At 62.9% G+C, this 15,384-nt stretch carries 14 protein-coding genes; 5 read left to right on the top strand and 9 right to left on the bottom strand.

The window, feature by feature from the left end; all coding sequences use genetic code 11:
- Nucleotides 1–6: 6 nt before the first annotated feature.
- Nucleotides 7–1,893, bottom strand: a complete 1,887-nt coding sequence (locus tag OCK01_RS06285; protein ID WP_263823384.1) for an autotransporter assembly complex protein TamA — start codon at nt 1,891–1,893, stop codon at nt 7–9.
- A gap of 220 nt (nt 1,894–2,113) precedes the next feature.
- Between OCK01_RS06285 and gatB the strand changes: the two genes are divergently transcribed.
- Nucleotides 2,114–3,616 (top strand): Asp-tRNA(Asn)/Glu-tRNA(Gln) amidotransferase subunit GatB, encoded by a 1,503-nt coding sequence (gene gatB / locus OCK01_RS06280; RefSeq protein ID WP_182826494.1) that lies wholly within the window; start codon nt 2,114–2,116, stop codon nt 3,614–3,616.
- Nucleotides 3,617–3,622: 6 nt separating this feature from the next.
- Nucleotides 3,623–4,123: a GNAT family N-acetyltransferase gene (locus OCK01_RS06275; protein ID WP_263823383.1), complete on the top strand. Its 501-nt coding sequence runs from the start codon at nt 3,623–3,625 to the stop codon at nt 4,121–4,123.
- Here OCK01_RS06275 and OCK01_RS06270 read toward each other — a convergent pair whose 3' ends face one another.
- On the bottom strand, nt 4,124–4,684 hold the full coding sequence (locus OCK01_RS06270; protein ID WP_182826492.1) for an SIS domain-containing protein: 561 nt from the start codon (nt 4,682–4,684) through the stop codon (nt 4,124–4,126).
- Nucleotides 4,685–4,686: 2 nt separating this feature from the next.
- Nucleotides 4,687–5,109, bottom strand: coding sequence for a hypothetical protein (locus OCK01_RS06265; protein WP_263823382.1), 423 nt, complete (start codon nt 5,107–5,109; stop codon nt 4,687–4,689).
- A 185-nt stretch (nt 5,110–5,294) separates the two neighbouring features.
- Here OCK01_RS06265 and OCK01_RS06260 point away from each other — a divergent pair, with 185 nt between their 5' ends.
- Complete coding sequence (locus tag OCK01_RS06260; RefSeq protein ID WP_263823381.1) at nt 5,295–5,690, top strand: NADH:ubiquinone oxidoreductase subunit NDUFA12; 396 nt, start codon at nt 5,295–5,297, stop codon at nt 5,688–5,690.
- Nucleotides 5,691–5,820: 130 nt separating this feature from the next.
- On the top strand, nt 5,821–6,390 hold the full coding sequence (locus OCK01_RS06255; RefSeq protein WP_263823380.1) for a DUF2155 domain-containing protein: 570 nt from the start codon (nt 5,821–5,823) through the stop codon (nt 6,388–6,390).
- 15 nt (nt 6,391–6,405) lie between these two features.
- Here the strand turns inward: OCK01_RS06255 and aat are convergent, their stop codons facing one another.
- The 6 genes from aat to OCK01_RS06225 all read right to left on the bottom strand — a co-directional run bounded on the left by aat (nt 6,406) and on the right by OCK01_RS06225 (nt 13,373).
- Nucleotides 6,406–7,017, bottom strand: a complete 612-nt coding sequence (gene aat / locus OCK01_RS06250; RefSeq protein WP_263823379.1) for a leucyl/phenylalanyl-tRNA--protein transferase — start codon at nt 7,015–7,017, stop codon at nt 6,406–6,408.
- A 12-nt stretch (nt 7,018–7,029) separates the two neighbouring features.
- On the bottom strand, nt 7,030–8,370 hold the full coding sequence (gene accC, locus OCK01_RS06245; RefSeq protein WP_182826488.1) for an acetyl-CoA carboxylase biotin carboxylase subunit: 1,341 nt from the start codon (nt 8,368–8,370) through the stop codon (nt 7,030–7,032).
- Nucleotides 8,371–8,380: 10 nt separating this feature from the next.
- A complete protein-coding gene (gene accB / locus OCK01_RS06240; RefSeq protein ID WP_263823378.1) occupies nt 8,381–8,863 on the bottom strand; it encodes an acetyl-CoA carboxylase biotin carboxyl carrier protein in 483 nt (160 codons plus the stop codon).
- A gap of 20 nt (nt 8,864–8,883) precedes the next feature.
- Nucleotides 8,884–9,321, bottom strand: a complete 438-nt coding sequence (gene aroQ / locus OCK01_RS06235; RefSeq protein WP_263823377.1) for a type II 3-dehydroquinate dehydratase — start codon at nt 9,319–9,321, stop codon at nt 8,884–8,886.
- A gap of 141 nt (nt 9,322–9,462) precedes the next feature.
- A complete protein-coding gene (locus OCK01_RS06230; RefSeq protein ID WP_182826485.1) occupies nt 9,463–10,218 on the bottom strand; it encodes a DsbA family protein in 756 nt (251 codons plus the stop codon).
- A 194-nt stretch (nt 10,219–10,412) separates the two neighbouring features.
- Complete coding sequence (locus OCK01_RS06225) at nt 10,413–13,373, bottom strand: Rne/Rng family ribonuclease (protein WP_263823376.1); 2,961 nt, start codon at nt 13,371–13,373, stop codon at nt 10,413–10,415.
- A gap of 665 nt (nt 13,374–14,038) precedes the next feature.
- Between OCK01_RS06225 and OCK01_RS06220 the strand changes: the two genes are divergently transcribed.
- On the top strand, nt 14,039–15,262 hold the full coding sequence (locus OCK01_RS06220; protein WP_412178984.1) for an N-acetylmuramoyl-L-alanine amidase: 1,224 nt from the start codon (nt 14,039–14,041) through the stop codon (nt 15,260–15,262).
- The last annotated feature ends 122 nt before the right edge of the window (nt 15,263–15,384 follow it).

Genomic DNA, 15,384 nt, shown 5'->3' with positions numbered 1-15,384 from the left:
GCCTCCTCAGAATGACTGGCCGATGCCGGCATAGATGCCGAAGGACGACCCGCCATCATATTTCTTGCTGGGCAGGGCGACATCGACGCGGATCGGGCCGAGGCCGGTGGCGTAGCGGAAGCCCACGCCATAGCCGGCGCGGAAATCGCTGAAATCGGGATAGAGCGCCTTGTTGACCGAGGCGATGTCGATGAAAGGCACGACGGAGATCTTTTCCGTGACCTTCACCCGCGCTTCCATCGAGGTGATCGCATAGGAACGACCGCCCGTCGCGTCGCCGTCGCCATTGCGCGGGCTGATCTCCTGATAACCGTAGCCGCGCACCGAGCCGCCGCCGCCGGCGTAAAAACGTCTGATGGCCGGCACATCCTTCAACTGGTCGACGCCGACCAGCGTGCCCAGCGACAGCTTGCCGGCCAGCACCACGCCGTTCTCTTCGCCGAGACCCCAATAGCCTGACACCGATCCCTCGAAGGAAGAAAAAGGAGTTCCTTCAAGCGCTTCGTAGCTCGGGATGGCGGAGAGGTCGAGCTTGTAGCCTTCCGTGGCGTCGAGCGGATTGTCGGTGGCGTCGCGAGTCCAGCTCAAGGGCACGGAGGCGATCAGATAGTCGTTCTTGCCGAACACGTCCTTGGTTCGGTTGGCGGTGAGGTCCACGCCCGCCGTCGCCACATCCTTGCTGGTCACGTCGAAACTGGTGTTGGCGAAAATCGAGATGGTCGAGGCCCGATAGGCGTCCGGATTTTCGTTCTTGGCGATCACTCCGGCATTGAAGGTGGTGATCTGGTTGAAGGCGGCGGGTTTTGAAAACAGGATCGAGAAGTCGTAGCCGAGTTCTTTCCAGTCCAGCGTGCTGCCGAGGCGCGACACCGCGCCGCTGATCTTCAGCGATTCGGCGCCGCCGAACAGGTTGCGGTGGCCCCAATAGGCGGAGAGACCGATGCCGTCGATGGTCGAGAATTCGGCGCCCGCGCCGAAATAGCGCTGCTTGCCGTCCGCAACCGTAATCGCCATCGGAATGCGGCCGCTCTGGTCGAGACGGCGCGACTTGGTGATGGCGATGGAGGAGAAGACGCCGAGCTTTCGCAACCGCTCCGTCGCTTCCTTCACTTTTTCGGGGTCGTAACGCTCGCCGGTGTTCAGGCGCGCCCATTGCCGGATGAATTCCGGGTCGACGGTCCGCGAGCCCTTGATGGAGACGTTGCCGTAATCCGCCACCGGGCCGCCCTCGGCATTGATGGTCACCGTCGTCTCACTGGTCTTGTGGTCGGCGGCCAGTTCGCGGCCGGTCAGCTTGGCGAGCGGTCGGCCCTCCTTTTCGAGATTCTCCACCACGCGACCGGCGGCGGTGATCACTTGTCCTGCGCCCACGGCGTCGCCGGTCTTCAGTCCGAGATCGCCTGGATCGAACTGTGCGGCGTCGGCGCCCAATTTCGTCTCGGCAAGCTTGAAGACAGGTCCGGGCGCTACCTTCACGGACACAGGCACGGGTCTGTCACGCGGGAAATCCGGAACCGGCGGCAAGTCGTCGACCGGCACGCCGTTGACGCTGATATCGATGACGGCGCCGTATCGCGCTTGTTCGTAAAGAGCGGCAAGCAGACGGTCGCGATCGTCGCGGGCTTTGATGACCACGCCGAGATCGCCGGACACGGGCTTTTCCTGCTCCTGGAACAGCAGCGACGCGCCTTCGAGATCCTTGCGCAGATCGTCCTCGCCCGGATCGAAATTCAGCGCATAGCGCACCGGGTCGGACACGGCCGCCGCATCGTCTTCGTCTTCGAAGAACTTCATCCCGAAGATCTCGAAGGCCATTGCCGGCTTTTCATAAACCGGAAGGACCAGAAGTGCGATCAAGGACGAGGCCCGTATATGCGCCTTTAAACTCAACATGGCCTCTATATACCTGCTTTCCGCGAAAACGGTATCAGAAAGAAAACTCTGATAGAAGCCTCGGCGCCTCGGCGGCTTTTGCGCCGCACACTGTTGTCCCGCATTTTTTCCCGCCCGTTGCAAGCCTGCGTCAGTCCGGTGAGGACTCCACGCTTGCCTCCCAAACGCATTTGCTCTACCGGAAAGTTCCACGCTTTATGCATGCAAGAAGGCTTCAAGAATGAGCATAGTCGATGTCCGCACCCCCGATCCGAAACGCTTCATCGCCGGCGCCACCGGCGATTGGGAAGTGGTGATCGGGATGGAAGTCCATGCCCAGGTCACCAGCCAGTCCAAGCTCTTCTCGGGAGCTTCGACCGAGTTCGGCCGGCCGCAGAACGCCAATGTGTCGCTCGTCGACGCCGCCATGCCGGGCATGCTCCCCGTCATCAACGAGGAATGCGTCAAGCAGGCCGTGCGCACCGGTCTCGGCCTGAAGGCTCAGATCAATCACCGCTCGGTGTTCGACCGCAAGAATTACTTCTATCCCGACCTGCCGCAGGGCTACCAGATCTCGCAGTTCAAGGATCCGATCGTCGGCGAGGGCAAGATCGTCATTTCGCTCGGTCCGGATCGGCAGGGCCAGTTCGAGGATATCGAAATCGGCATCGAGCGCCTGCATCTCGAGCAGGACGCCGGCAAGTCGCTGCATGACCAGCATCCGACCATGTCCTATGTCGATCTCAACCGCTCCGGCGTGGCGCTGATGGAAATCGTCTCCAAGCCCGACATGCGCTCGTCCGACGAAGCCAAGGCCTATCTCACCAAGCTGCGCACCATCCTGCGCTATCTCGGCACCTGCGACGGCAATATGGACGAGGGCTCGATGCGCGCCGACGTCAACGTTTCCGTGCGCAAGCCGGGCGGCGCGTTCGGCACACGTTGCGAGATCAAGAACGTCAATTCGATCCGTTTCGTCGGCCAGGCCATCGAATATGAAGCGCGCCGCCAGATCGCCATTCTGGAGGAGGGCGGCGCGATTGATCAGGAAACCCGGCTGTTCGACGCCGGCAAGGGCGAGACCCGGTCGATGCGCTCCAAGGAAGACGCGCATGACTATCGTTACTTCCCCGATCCTGACCTGCTGCCGCTCGAATTCGACAACGCCTTCGTCGCCTCGCTCCTGGCCGACCTGCCGGAACTGCCCGACGACAAGAAGGAGCGGTTCGTTCGCGATCTCGGCCTGACCGTCTATGACGCCTCGGTTCTGGTGTCTGAAAAGGCGATCGCCGATTACTATGAAAAGCTCGCCGAGGGCCGAGACGCCAAGATCGCCGCCAACTGGGTGATCAACGATCTGCTCGGCGCGCTCAACAAGGCGGGCAAGGGCATCGAGGACAGCCCGGTCAGCCCGGCGCAGCTCGGCTCCATCCTGGATCTCATCAAGGACGGCGTCATCTCCGGCAAGCTCGCCAAGGATCTGTTCGAAATCGTCTTCACCGAAGGCGGCGATCCCGCAGAGATCGTCGAAGCCCGCGGCATGAAGCAGGTCACCGACACCGGCGCGATCGAAAAGGCCGTCGACGAAATCATCGCCGCCAATCCCGATCAGGTCGAGAAGGTCAAGGCCAAGCCGACGCTGGCCGGCTGGTTCGTCGGCCAGGTGATGAAGTCGACCGGCGGCAAGGCCAATCCGCAGGCGGTGCAGGCGCTGGTCAAAGCCAAGCTCGGTCTCGAAGACTGATCGCGGATGTTCTTCGTCCGCACAGCCTCCGAGGGCGATCTCAAAGCCGTCTCCGCCCTTCTCGGGCGGAGCTGGCATGCGACCTATGACACGCTCTATGGCGCCGACAAGGTCGATGAGATCACCGCAGCCTGGCATTCCGTCGAGGCCCTGAAGACGCGGCTCAAGCGCCCCGATTCGGAATTCGTGGTGGCCGACGACGGCAAGGTCATCGGCGGCATGGCCTATGCGGCGATGGCCGAAGACGAGGTCGACGTCGCCGTTCTGCACATGATTTATGTCGAGCCGGGGCTCACGGGGCAGGGCATCGGCCGCGACCTGTTCGCCGAAGTCGAGACCTGTTTTCCCTCGGCCAAGCGCATGCGGCTCGAGGTCGAGCCGAAGAACGAGCGCGCCGTCGCCTTCTACACGGGGCTCGGCTTCGCGGAAGTTGGCTGGACCAAGAATTGCGGGACTCAGAATTCCGGCATCCCCGCGCTCATTCTCGAGAAGACGCTCAGCTTCTGATCATTCCAGATTGGTGTGGCGGGCGCGCATGGTCTCGGCCGTCTCGCCCATCCGGTCACGCAGCCGGATCACCAGAATCTCGAACAGCATGAATTGCGCCGCTTCGAACAGACTGCCCATCGGCAGGAAGGATGTCGGCTGATCCTCGTCGCGCGCCATGGTCTGGGCGGGAATGGTCAGCACGGCGTCGCAAAGCCTGATCGTCGCTCCGTCTGGTTCGGCGGTGATCACCGCGATCGCCGCGCCGGCGGCTTTGGCCGTCCGCGCCAGAGAATCGACGGTCGCGAGATAGCCGGGGCCGCAACTCGCCAAAAACAGATCGCCTTCGCCGAGCGGCGGCGTGGTCATGTCGCCGACCATGTGGACATCGAGGCCGAGGTGATGGAGCCGCATGCACAATGCGCGCATCATCAACCCTTCGCGGCCGCAGCCGTAGATCGCGATGCGGCGAGGAATGATCAGATGCGAGATCAACGCCTCCAGTTCCGCTTCATCGGTCTTGTAGAGGCAGGCGCTGACTTCTCCCAGCGCGCGGGCGGCGAGGTCGCCGAGATCAGTCATTTTCAATTCTCCATCATCGCCTTGCCGTCGGGATCGTAGATCTGGACGGCGGCGCATTCCATCAACTGCGTCTTGCGTTCGGGATTGCAGGCGAGCGAGCCCGCAGCTTCGGCTTCCGCGCGGCTCGACCAGCCGCAATGATATTCGTGCCAATGCGGGCCTTCGGTGGATTGCATGAACACGTCGACGGTCCAGCCGCTCTGGCACCAGGTCATTTCCAGGCAGTCCTCGCGCGCTGCGGCACCGGCGGCGACGCATTTGTCCTTGGCGCATTCGAAGGCTTCGGCCGCCGTGGCGCCATTGCACACCCCGGTCGCCTGTTCGACCGCCTGCACGATGGCGATGCCGTCGGCGCGCGCGCCGTTCGCCGCCGCAGCCGCCAGAGCCAGGGCGACCGTCACCCGCATGATCATTCGCATCATCATCTTCCGCGCTCCCCTCGCGTCTCGTTCCCCGGTGCGGACATTGGCGTCGCCGACGTCGATTTGCAAGCCGGCGCAGGTCCATTTTGCGTGAGAGGGCGCTGGACTTTCTTGCTGCGCAGCGGCATAAGCAGAGCATTCTTTCGGGCGCGGGGAGTCTCGCGCCGCATATTCAGGGTTCCGGACTCATGAAGCTTCTCCTGCAGATTTTCACCTGGTGGAACGGTCAGACCATCGGCACGCGGTTTCACACCTGGCGCTTCGGCAAGAAGGTGGGACAGGACGAGTTCGGCAACACCTATTACACCGGCGGCAAGGACAGCGAAGGCCGTACGCGTCGTTGGGTGGTCTATAACGGCTATGCCGACGCCAGCGCCATTCCGCCCGGCTGGCACGGCTGGATGCATTACCGCACCGACGTTCCGCCGACCGAGCAGACCTATGCGGCGCGCGAATGGGAAAAGGCGCATCGCGCTAATCCGACCGGTTCGGCCGCCGCCTACCGTCCCAAGGGCTCGCTCGCCACGGGTGGCGAACGCGATCGCGTGACCGGCGATTACGACGCCTGGACGCCGCGCGGCTAAGGCCTCCCTTCATCCGGCCATAATTGCCGTCTAACGCACACCGCATGGCCGGAGACTGCGATACGTGAACGGGATGACTTCGATTAGGATGCGATCGACGACGCTGCGGACTGTTTTGTCCGGAGCCTTTTTGATTGGCGCAAGCCTCGCCGCCACGCCTGCTGATGCGGCGAAGATCAAGAATGCGGTGGCCGAGTTCGCGGGCCTCGACAAGATCACCGGCCGCACCACCACATTCGACGTCTATATCGACGAAACGGTGCAGTTCGGCGCGCTTCAGGTGACGCCGCGCGTCTGCTTCAGCCGCGACGAAACCGAAGCGCAGAAGCAGTCGACTTTCGTGGAAGTCGACGAGATCACGCTCGACCGCAAGATCCGCCGGATCTTCAGCGGCTGGATGTTCGCCGCTTCTCCGGGCCTCAACGCCGTCGATCACCCGATCTACGACATCTGGTTGACCGGCTGCAAGCAATCCTCGGACGTGCCGCGTCCAGACGGCTTCAAGATCGATACGACCCCTATCCCCGATCCGAAGACCGAAACGCCGACCGAGAATGCGCCGGATACGGAAGCTCCGACGATGCAACCCGCGCCGCCCGCCGATGGCGAATTGCTGGATCCGGACGCGCCCGTGGAAATGCAGAATTTGCCGGACCTGACGGCTCCAGAGCAGAATTTCGACGAGCCGAACTTCAACTAAGCCTGCCGGAAAGACTCAGAAATCGAGATCCGGCGATTGCATCGCCTGGTCGAGTAGTTTCTCGTAATCGCGTTTGGGCACGTCGATCGCGCCGAAACTCTTCAGATGCTCAGTGGTGAACTGCGTGTCGAGCAGGGTAAAGCCCTTTTCGCGCAGCCGCTCGACCAGATGCACCAGACAGATCTTCGAAGCGTCGGTGCGGCGGGAAAACATGCTCTCGCCGAAAAAGGCCGAGCCGAGCGATACGCCGTAGAGGCCGCCCACAAGCTCGCCTCCCTCCCATGCCTCCACCGAATGGGCGTAGCCGAGTTTATGGAGCTCCTTGTAGAGCATCAGGATCAACGGGTTGATCCAGGTCGAGGGACGGTCAGGCGCAGGCTCGCCGCATCTGACGATCACCTGGTCGAAATCCGTATTGAAGCGGATGTCGAACGGGCGCTTGCGAATGGTCTTGGCGAGGCTCTTGGAAACGTGGAAGCCGTCGAGCGGGATGACGCCGCGCATCTCGGGCTGGACCCAGAAGATATCCGGGTCGTCGGCCGATTCGGCCATCGGAAAAAGCCCCGCGGCATAGGCGCGGAGCAGGATCTCGGGCGTGATGGCGGCGGTATGCGATAAACGCGCCATCACGCAATCCCGTCAGTCATTGGCCAGGTAATGCTCGAGCCAATGGATATCGTAATCCCCATTGGCGATGTCCGCATTGGACACGAGATCCTGGAACAGCGGCAGCGTCGTCTTGATGCCGTCGATGACGAATTCGTCGAGCACGCGGCGCAGGCGCATCATGCATTCCACACGGGTGCGGCCATGCACGATCAGCTTGCCGATCAGGCTGTCGTAATAGGGCGGGATCTTGTAGCCCGCATAGGCTCCGGAATCGACACGCACGCCCAGGCCGCCTGGGGCGTGGAAATGCGTGATCGTGCCGGGCGAGGGGACGAAGGTCCGGGGATCCTCGGCATTGATGCGGCATTCGATCGCGTGGCCCTGGAAGACGATCTCGTCCTGGGTCACGGACAGGCCGTTGCCGGAAGCGACGCGTATCTGCTCATGCACGAGGTCGATGCCGGTGATGGCTTCGGTGACCGGATGCTCCACCTGCAGACGCGTGTTCATTTCGATGAAATAGAACTCGCCGTTTTCATAGAGGAACTCGATCGTGCCGGCGCCGCGATATTTCAGCTTCTTCATCGCGTCGGCGCAGATCTGGCCGATCTTCATCCGCTGCTCGACGTTGAGCGCCGGAGAATTGGCTTCTTCCCAGATCTTCTGGTGGCGGCGCTGCAGCGAGCAGTCGCGTTCGCCGAGATGGATGGCGTTGCCGGCGCCGTCGCCGAACACCTGGATCTCGATATGCCGGGGCTTGCCGAGATATTTCTCCATATAGACGGAATCGTTGCCGAAGGCGTTGGCCGCTTCCGAACGCGCCGTGTTGAAGGCTTCGAGCAGATCTTCCTCGGTCTTGGCGACCTTCATGCCGCGTCCGCCGCCGCCGGCGGTTGCCTTGATCAGCACGGGATAGCCGATTTCACGCGCCGTCTTGAGGGCGTCCTCGTCCGACAGCACTTCGCCGGCCGAGCCCGGCACCACGGGAATGCCGAGATCCTGCGCCGTCTGCTTGGCGGTGATCTTGTCGCCCATGATGCGGATATGATCGGCGGTCGGCCCGATGAAGGTGATGCCGTGCGCGTCGAGTATGTCGGCGAACTTGGCGTTTTCCGACAGGAAGCCGTAGCCGGGATGCACGGCGTCTGCGCCGGTGATTTCGCAGGCGGCGACGATCTGATGGATGTTCAGATAGCTGTCGCGCGACGGCGGCGGGCCGATGCAGACGCTTTCGTCGGCGAGACGCACATGCATCGCGTCCGAATCGGCGGTCGAATGCACCGCGACCGTCGCGATGCCGAGCTCTTTACAGGCGCGCAGCACGCGGAGGGCGATTTCGCCGCGATTGGCAATGAGGATCTTGGAGATCATGGGATCCGCCTTATTCGATCACAAGCAGGGGCTCGCCGAATTCGACGGGCGCGGCGTCGCCGACCATGATCGCGGCGATCTTGCCGGAACGCGGCGCCGGAATCTGATTCATGGTCTTCATGGCTTCGATGATCAGCACGGTCTGGCCTTCCTTGACCTGCTGGCCCACGGTCACGAAGGGCGCGGAGCCGGGGGCCGGCGAGTGGTAGCAGGTGCCGACCATCGGCGACGTCAACTTGAAGCCGGCCGGCGCGGCAGGCGCGGCTTCGGCCGCAACGGCGGCGGGAGCGGCGGCCACGGGCGCAGCCATCGGCGCCGCTTGCATCGCGTAAGCCGGCATGGAAGCCTGGGCGAACACCTGCTGGGTGTTGCGCGAAACGCGGATGCGCATATCCGCCTGTTCGACCTCGATCTCGGTGAGATCCGTGTCCTTGAGGATGTTGGCCAGATCGCGGATCAGCGCCTGATCAATGCCCGTCTTCTTCTCAGCCATTTTTCAATGTCCTATTATCGTTATGTGACGATCGTCCTGGCGGCCTGCATGGCCAGTGTGTACGAATGCGCCCCGAAACCGCAGATCACACCCTTCACCGCCGGCGCAGTCCATGTCTTGTGGCGGAATTCTTCCCGCGCATGGATGTTCGACAGGTGCAGTTCGATCACCGGGATGGAAATGGCGCGGATCGCGTCGTGCAGCGCGATCGAAGTATGACCGTAGGCGCCGGGATTGATCAGCGCGGCGACAGCCTTGTCATTGGCCTCGTGCAGCCAGTCGATCAGCACGCCCTCGTGATTGGATTGGCGAAAGTCCACCGAAAAACCCAGTTCCGCGCCCGTCTTGCGGCAATCCTCCGCGATCGTGTCGAGCGTGGCGGCTCCATAAATTCCCGGCTCCCGCTTGCCGAGCATATTGAGATTGGGGCCGTTCAAAATATAGACAGTCTGGGTCATCCATTCTTCCTGCATGCACGCATCCCCTCCTATAGACCGGGGAGGGTGACAGGGAAAGGGCCGCGTGGCGCCGGAGGGGTTGTACACAGGCGGGGCGGCCGGGAAAGCCATGTATTCGCTTTTCCCGGCTTTTGCAACAAATCAGCAGACTGTCTTGCCGCACTGGCCGACATTGGCGATTTTCTGGTTGAGCGCGTCGGCCCCGACCGCGCCGAAAATCGTCTCGTTGCCGATGACGTAGGACGGCGTACCGGAAATTCCGAGTTCGGTCGCCAGCTTGTAGGCGTCCTGGACGCGCGCGTCGAAACCCGGCTTGTCCATCTCGGCGCGGATCGCCTCCTCACTCACGCCGAGCGTCTTGGCGATGTCGAGGGCGCGCGCTTCGTCGGCATGGTCGCCACTGAGCAGTTCGCGGTGGAAGTCGCCATATTTTTCCGGAGCCAGCGCGCGGAATGCGTCCGACACTTTGTGGGCCGCGACCGAGTCGGGTCCGAGAATCGGGAATTCCTTCAGCACGAAACGGACATCGGGATTGGACTTCACGATCGTGTCCATGTCCTTCATCGCGCGACGGCAATAGCCGCAATTGTAGTCGAAGAACTCGACCACGGTGACCTTGCCCTGCGGATTGCCGACGGAGAGGTCGTAGGGCGCGTTGAAGATCAGGTCCTTGTTGGCGTCGACGGCGACCTTGGCCTGAGCCATGCGCGCTTCGTTCTGCTTCTTCTCGAGCGCCTGCTGCATCTCCATCAAGACGTCGGGGTGAGCGAGCAGATAGTCCCGCACGATCGCGCCGATCTCGTCCTTCTGCTGACTGGAGAAGCTGTCGGCGGCGATCGCGGGTTGGAACGCCGCCATCAGCGAAACGAGCGCGGCCGCCCAGGTCATTGTCTTCATCGTCGAATTTCCTCTCGTGCGGCCGGTGTGGCGGGCCGTTTATAGTCGTCGCTCTCGGGCGTGGAAATAGAAAAAGGCGGTTCTGGGGCCGCTCTCGCGGGATCGTGAAAAATCGCCCCTCACAAATGCGAAGATCCGCCTCGATGTCGAGACGGACCTCCTGAACTCAGCCTTTGATCAGGCGGATGAGGGCATCAAAGAAACCCCCTTTTTTGCCACCATCCACCCTTCTTCGGCTTGCCGTCGTCCTCGGTCTTTTCGGGACCGGACGACGAGACGACCACCGGCTGCGAGGCCTGCAGCGCTGCCTCGCCGCGATTGGATCGAACCTTCTTGTCGTCGGCCGACGCATCGTCCTCGGGTTCGGTCGCGGGGGCCGGCTCGGATTCCGTCGTCGTTTCGGCGACCGTCGAAGCCGCAGGCTCCGAAGGGACATCGGGTTCGGAGGCGACGACTGGCTCGGCTGCCTCTTCCGCCGCGGCCTCGACCACGACGGCCTCGACGGCTTGCGGGGCGGCTGCGGCTTCGGCCCGGTTGGCGCGAGCCCGTCGCGGACGCGGAGCGGGCGCTTCTGTCGCCGATGGTTCGGCCGCGTTCTCCGGAGCCGCGTCTTGCGTCTCCGACCCGTCGGCGGCTTCACCGTCGGCGTCGTTGGTTTCGGACGAGCCGTTCACGTCGCCTTCGCGCATCCGGCGTCCGCCACGCTTGCCGCGGCGGCGGCGCTTGCGGCTGTCGCTTTCCGAAGCGGCGTCGGCAGACGACGCGTCGGCGCCCTCGACCTCTTCCGCCGAGCCGTTGGCGTCGTCGGCTTCACTGGCGTCGTCATCGTCGTCGCCACTTTCGTCGCCATTGTCGTCCGAGCCGTTCGCGCCGTTGTTGTCGGCGCCGTCACGCTTGCCGCCGCGACGACGACGACGACGCTTCTTCTTCTTGTTCGACTGGTCGTCGGAGCGCGCCTGCTGCGGGGCTGCCGGCGCAGCGCTCTCCTCGATGTCGTCTTCTTCGTCCTCGATCTCGACGATCTCTTCGTCTTCCTCTTCCTCGACGGGGAAGTGGATGAGCTGCTCGATCTTGACCGGATTCTCGACGGCTTCGCCGCGCTCGATCATGAAGTGCTGCGCGCCGCCTTCATCGCCGGCCATGACCGTGATGGAGACGCCGAAGCGGTTTTCATAATCGACGATCGTGCCGCGCTTCTGGTTGAGCAGGTAAAGCGCGGTGTCTGCCGGCGTCTTGACGATGATGTCGTGCGTCGTGCTCTTGAGCAGGAACTCCTCGATGCCGCGCAGAACATGCAGCGCCACCGACGACTGCGAGCGCACCAGACCCGCTCCGTTGCAATGCGGGCAGACCTGCATTGTGCTTTCGAGCACCGAGGCGCGAATGCGCTGGCGCGACATTTCGAGCAGGCCGAAATGCGAGATGCGGCCGACCTGGATGCGGGCGCGGTCGTTCTTGAGGTGGTCCTTGAGGCGCTTTTCCACCAGGCGATTGTTGCGCTTCTCCTCCATGTCGATGAAGTCGATCACGACGAGACCGGCGAGGTCGCGCAGGCGCAGCTGGCGGGCGACTTCTTCCGCCGCTTCCAGATTGGTCTGGAGCGCGGTGTCCTCGATGGAATGTTCGCGTGTGGACCGGCCGGAATTGACATCGATGGCGACGAGCGCCTCGGTCTGGTTGATGATGATATAACCACCCGACTTCAGCGTCACCTGCGGCTGCAGCATGCGGTCGAGCTGCGCTTCGATGCCGGCGCGCGAGAAGATCGGATGAATGTCGCGATAGGGCTGAACCACCTTGGCGTGGCTCGGCATCAGCATCTTCATGAAGTCCTTGGCTTCGCGATAGCCTTCCTCGCCGGAGACAATGACTTCCGAAATGTCCTTGTTGTAGAGGTCACGGATCGACCGCTTGATCAGCGATCCCTCTTCATACACCAGGCACGGCGCGGTCGACTCCAGCGTCTTGGTGCGCACGTTTTCCCACAGCCGCATCAGATATTCGAAGTCGCGCTTGACTTCGGCCTTGGTGCGGTTGGCGCCGGCGGTGCGCAGGATGACGCCCATGCCCTGCGGCACTTCGAGTTCGCGGGCGATCTCCTTGAGACGCTTGCGGTCCTGCGGGCTGGTGATCTTGCGCGAAATTCCGCCGCCGCGCGCCGTGTTCGGCATCAGCACGGAATAGCGGCCGGCGAGCGACAGGTAGGTGGTCAGCGCCGCGCCCTTGTTGCCGCGCTCTTCCTTGGCGACCTGCACGAGCAGGATCTGCCGGCGCTTGATCACTTCCTGGATGCGGTACTGCTTGCGCGGCTTGCGCACGACGCGATCGGGAACCTCCTCCATGGCGTCTTCGGCGCCGACGGATTCGATCACTTCCTTTTCGTCGATGTCGTCATCATCGTCGTCGTCCTCGTCATCGCCGCCGCGACGGCGGGCGTCTTCGGAGATCGAATCGACGTCTGCGACCATGGGCATGGCGGGGGGCGTCGAGCCCTTGTCGTCGTCGGACGGTTCGGACGCGTCCGCGGGCGGCTGTTCGCCTTCGGTCGCGGCTTCGACGGGCGCTTCCTCGACCTTCACCTTCTTGGCGCGCGGCTTGCGGACGCGCTTGGGCTTTTCGGCAGGCGCTTCGACGGCCTCCGCCTCCAAGGCGGGAGCGGCCTCTTCCGCAGGCGCGGCGTCGACGGCTTCGACGGCGACCTCGGCGGGCGCCTCTTCGGCGGCGGGGGCGGCCTGTGTTTCGAAACTGCGGCCCTGCCAGGATTCGATGTCGGGCTGGGGAGCTTCTTCGAGGCCCGCGGCCGGCTCATGCGCGGACGAGGTGGGCTCGGCGCGGCCGACAGGCTCGAAATCGTCGTCGCGACGATGTTCTTCGGCCTCGGCTCTCAGAAGAGCCTGACGATCGGCGAGGGGTATCTGGTAATAATCTGGGTGGATTTCCGCGAAAGCGAGGAAACCGTGTCGATTGCCGCCGTAATCCACGAAAGCGGCCTGAAGCGAAGGTTCGACCCGGGTAACCTTGGCGAGGTAGATATTGCCTCGCAACTGCTTCTTATGCTGCGACTCGAAGTCGAATTCTTCAATGCGGTTGCCGCGTACGACTACAACGCGCGTCTCCTCAGCGTGAGACGCGTCGATAAGCATCTTGTCTGCCATGTATCTGTAACTCCTCGGCAATCGAGGCTTTGGCGCAAAGGTCCGCCAGGAAGGGGGAGTGCCGGGCGCGAGACGCGCCGATTGCCGGATGATGTTTCCCGTCGGTTGGGGCGTGACGCGATCCTGAGGGCGCGGCGGAGACGCGGCGGAGCCGCATGATCTGTCGTTGCCGTCGAGAATAAGATCGCTTGCGTCAATGTCTTACCGAGCGAGAATGTCTATGCCCAAGACCTTGCGGTCCAATGAATGTGCCCGAACTTCACGAGCGTGTGGCGGCCAACCGCCTGAAATTCCATGCGGAAACGTCGCATGACCGGATAGAGCCTCGGTGAATGCGCATCAGCGTCGGATATTACCCCTGGCGTGGCGCCATCCTCCTGGCAGCCTCCCGGGCAATGCGATCCAGCTTTCACTATTCACTCCCATACCTTCTATGGTTTATCCATGCGAATATCAAGGGGTGACGCAAATCCGTCACATTATTGACCCATCGAATTCACTCTTTGGCGGAAATCATTGAATTTTCTTGCGAGCCAATTTCTGGGTGTTGGCGCCGAGGGTCGCGAAAATCTATGTTTCGGCCGGCCGAATCAGGGTTTCGCTAAGAAATCAGGCCTATTTTGCGACAGGTGGCGCGCGGCGCCGAAGGCGGGACGGCACAAAGCATGCATAAAATTTTGATGGCATGGCTGGCGGCGATCGGCCTGATGATCGGATGCGAAACGGCGCGCGGCGCCGAAGATCCGTCGCGGCAGCAGCCGCTCATCGCCTACGCCGCGCGGATCGCCGGCGACGATTCCCGCGCCCGCATCGTCATCGATTTCGACCGAGAGCCCGCCTTCCGTCTGCATTACACCGCGTCGCCTGCGCGCCTGATCGTCGATCTCGACGAAACCGCGTTCGGTTTCGGGGAAGGCGATCTCGCGCCGAAAGGGCTGTTCACCGACATCCGCTACGGGCGAATGGGGCAGGGGTCCTCGCGTCTCGTCCTGACGGCGAAGCGCCCGTTCAAGGCAGTTCTGGCCGAAGCGCGGGAAAACGAAGCCGGCAAGGGCTATCGCCTCGTCCTCGATTGCGAAATGACCAGCGCCGAGGAGTTTTCGGCGCTCGTCAAGAATCAGAGTTGGGATCGCGAAAAGATCGCCGGCGGCAAGACCCTGCGCGTCGCGCCGGCGACCCCTCAGGAAAGCAGCGACATCATCATCGCCATCGACGCCGGCCACGGCGGCATCGACACCGGCGCTCTCGGCGCCTCCGGCAAGACGCTGGAAAAGGACGTGACCCTGTCCTTCGCCAAGACGTTGGCCGACAAGCTCAACGCCAAGCCCGGCTTCCGCGCCTTCCTCACCCGCAGCGACGACACATTCGTATCGCTGCCCGAACGCGTGACCATCGCCCGTCAGGGCAAGGCGCGGCTGTTCATTTCGTTGCATGCCGACACGCTGCGCCAGAAGGGGATTCGCGGCGCGACCGTCTACACGATTTCCGACCGCGCCTCCGACAAGCTCGCCGAGAGCCTCGCGGTGCGCGAAAACCTGTCGGACGACATCGCCGGGATCGAGGTGAAGGACGAGCCGGAGGAAGTCGCCGACATCCTCATCGACCTGACGCGGCGTGAGACGCAGGCCTTTTCGATCCAGCTCGCCGAACATGTGGTGAAGTCCTTCGAGGGCCAGATCGAGCTCATCAACAATCCGCTCCGGCATGCCGGCTTCCGGGTGCTGCAGGCGCCGGACGTTCCCTCCGTTCTGCTGGAGCTCGGTTTCCTGTCCAACGCCGAGGACGAAAAACTGCTGACCAGCAAGGCCTGGCGGGACAAGGTCGCGGGCCTCATCGCGGACGGCGCCGTCACCTATTTCAAGGCGAACGGCGTTTTGCGTGGCGGATAGGGCGCAGTCGGCCGTAAAAATCTGTGTGTGGGCGAGCCTTGCGCCCCTGAAAGCGGGCGGAGCCCTATTTTCCTCACATTCGCGACTGTATGAGCCGATGCTGGCGTCGAGGCCGCGCATCG

Source organism: Rhizobium sp. TRM95796, assembly GCF_025779995.1.
GTDB lineage: Bacteria > Pseudomonadota > Alphaproteobacteria > Rhizobiales > Rhizobiaceae > Rhizobium_E.
This window is presented reverse-complemented; position numbering and strand designations above follow the sequence as displayed.